Source organism: Pseudomonas sp. HMWF006 (assembly GCF_003061205.1).
GTDB classification, from domain to species: domain Bacteria; phylum Pseudomonadota; class Gammaproteobacteria; order Pseudomonadales; family Pseudomonadaceae; genus Aquipseudomonas; species Aquipseudomonas monsensis.
On sequence record NZ_QAIU01000464.1, the window covers coordinates 12,548 to 15,362 of the forward strand.

The 2,815-nt window shown below is 62.0% G+C and carries 3 protein-coding genes; all 3 read left to right on the plus strand.

Going from position 1 to position 2,815, the window contains the following annotated elements; translation table 11 throughout:
- Positions 1-539: type VI secretion system baseplate subunit TssF (locus DBR24_RS33040; RefSeq protein ID WP_256591685.1), on the plus strand; the 539-nt coding region annotated here is incomplete at its 5' end.
- On the plus strand, positions 503-1,510 hold the full coding sequence (gene tssG / locus DBR24_RS20300) for a type VI secretion system baseplate subunit TssG (protein WP_123469914.1): 1,008 nt from the start codon (positions 503-505) through the stop codon (positions 1,508-1,510). The genes DBR24_RS33040 and tssG, both read left to right, overlap by 37 nt.
- Positions 1,511-1,521: 11 nt before the next feature.
- Positions 1,522-2,815 (plus strand): AAA family ATPase (locus DBR24_RS33045; RefSeq protein ID WP_256591686.1); only part of this gene is annotated, 1,294 nt, incomplete at its 3' end.

Here is a 2,815-nt window from a genome sequence, read left to right on the forward strand (position 1 = left end):
TGATGTGCACCAACCAGAACCTGCCGCGCAAGCTCAAGCTCGGCGACATCTGCCTGGCCTGCGAAGAGACCCCGGAGTTCCTCAGTTTCCGCAACATCACCCCGGCGACGTCGAGCTTCGCACCACCGCTGAACCGTGACTTCCTGTGGAAGCTGATCAGCAACATGTCGCTTAACTATCTGTCGCTGGCCGACGTCAATGCGTTGAAGGTGATTCTGGAAACCTACGACTTGCCGCGCTACTACGACCAGCACGCGGAGAAGGTCAGCAAGCGCCTGCTCGGCGGCCTCAAGCACATCAAACATCACCACGTCGACCGGCTGCACCGTGGGCTGCCGGTGCGCGGTCTGCGCACCGAACTGACCATCGACCCGGAAGGGTATATCGGCGAAGGCGATCTGTTCGTGTTCGCTTCGGTTCTTAACGAGTTTTTCGCGCTTTACGCCAGTCTCAATTCATTCCATGAGCTGCGGGTAAAAAGCACACAGGGAGAGGTGTACCAATGGACACCACGTATGGGCCTGCAGCCCCTGCTTTAAGCGGGCTGACCAAGGTAATACGCGAGTACTCGCTGTTTCAGGCCGTGCTGCTGGTGATCGACCGGCTGCGCGAAGCTCACCCGTACCTGAGCGAAGACGACTTGTACGATCACGTGGAATTCCAGGCCAACCCGAGCCTCGGTTTTCCGCGCAGCGATGTTGATCGTGTGGAGTTCTTCGAAGAGCACGGGCAGATGCGCGCGCGCATGCGTTTCAACCTGATCGGCCTGGTCGGTTCGGGCTCGCCGCTGCCGGCGTTCTATGGCGAACAAGCCTTGGGCGACAGCGAGGACGGCAACCCGACGCGCAACTTTCTTGACCTGTTCCACCATCGCCTGCAACGGCTGATGCTGCCGATCTGGCGCAAGTACCGCTATCGCGCCAGCTTCCAGAGCGGCGCGATCGACCCGTTCTCGTCGCAGCTTTTCGCGCTGATCGGTCTGGGCGGCGACGAGATCCGCAAGGCCAAGGAACTGAACTGGAAACGCCTGCTGCCGTACCTCGGCCTGCTCAGCTTGCGGGCGCACTCGGCGGCATTGATCGAAGCGGTGCTGCGTTACTACTTCAAACACGAAGACCTGGTCATCGAACAGTGCATCGAGCGCCGCGTGGAAATCCTCGACGAGCAGCGCAACCGCCTCGGGCGCGCCAACAGCCTGCTGGGTGAAGACCTGGTGCTGGGTGAGCGGGTGCGCGACCGCAGCGGCAAATTCCGCATTCACATCACCGAACTCGACTGGGAGCGATTCCACGAATTCCTGCCGATCGGGTTCGGCTACCAGCCGCTGTGCGCGCTGGTGCGGTTCACCTTGCGTGACCCGCTCGATTACGACATTCGCCTGGTGCTGCGCCCGGAAGAAATCCGCGAACTGCGCATTGGTGAGAAGAACGACTGTCGCCTGGGGTGGACCAGTTGGCTGGGCTGCGAAAAAGCAGACGGCGTAGTGACCCTGGGCAGCAAAATTCATTAAGGACGTGAGCCATGATCAACGTAGACCTGCAACAACTCATTCAGGCGCTGGACGCCGAAACCCGCCGTGATCTGGAGCGTTCAGCCGAGCGTTGCGTGGCCCGTGGCGGCAGCAAGATCCTCGTCGAAGACCTGCTGCTGGGGCTGCTGGAGCGTCCTAACGGCTTGCTGTCGCGTGCGCTGCAGGATGCCGACGTCGACGCCGGCGAACTGAGCGCCGCGCTGCAGTCGCGCGTTGAGCACAGCGCTTCGCGCAACCCGGTGTTCGCCCCGGAACTGGTGCAGTGGCTGCAAGATGCGCTGCTGGTGGCCAACCTTGAACTGGGCCAGACCCAGGTCGAAGACGCCGCGCTGATCCTCGCCCTGCTGCGCAACCCGATGCGCTACGCCGGCAGTCGCTATCAGCCGCTGCTCGCCAAATTGAACATTGATCGCCTGAAGGAATTTGCCCTGTCGCAACAGGAACAACCGGCGGCTAACGGTAAACCGGCGGCGCAGGGCGAATCGCTGTTGCAGCGCTTCACCCACAACCTGACCCAACAGGCCCGCGACGGCAAACTCGACCCGGTATTGTGCCGTGACGGCGCGATCCGCCAGATGGTCGATATCCTCGCGCGTCGCCGCAAGAACAACCCGATCGTGGTCGGTGAAGCCGGTGTCGGTAAAACCGCCATCGTCGAAGGCTTGGCCTCGCGCATTGCTGCCGGTGAAGTGCCGCAGGTACTCAAAGGCGTTGAACTGCTGTCGCTGGACATGGGCCTGTTGCAGGCTGGCGCCAGCGTCAAAGGTGAGTTTGAACGTCGTCTCAAAGGCGTGATCGACGAGGTCAAAGCCTCGCCAAAACCGATCATTCTGTTCATCGACGAAGCCCACACCCTGATCGGTGCTGGCGGCAATGCCGGCGGTTCCGACGCAGCCAACCTGCTGAAACCGGCGCTGGCGCGGGGCGAGCTGCGTACCATCGCCGCCACCACTTGGGCCGAGTACAAGAAATACTTCGAGAAAGACCCGGCACTGGCCCGTCGTTTCCAGCCGGTGCAACTGCACGAACCGACCGTCAACGAAGCGGTGACCATCCTTCGTGGTCTGGCCCAGGTTTACGAGAAGAGCCACGGCATCTACCTGCGTGATGACGCGGTGGTCTCGGCGGCCGAATTGTCCGCACGTTATCTGGCCGGTCGCCAGCTGCCGGACAAAGCTGTCGACGTCCTCGACACCGCCTGTGCTCGCGTGCGTATCAGCCTTGCCGCTGCCCCGGAAAGCCTTGAGCGCCTGCGTGGCGAACTGGCCGAAGGTGGTCGTCAGC

Coding starts and splice junctions, on each gene's coding strand:
- tssG (WP_123469914.1), top strand. CDS start 503: ATGGACACCACGTATGGGCCTGCAGCCCCTGCTTTAAGCGGGCTGACC.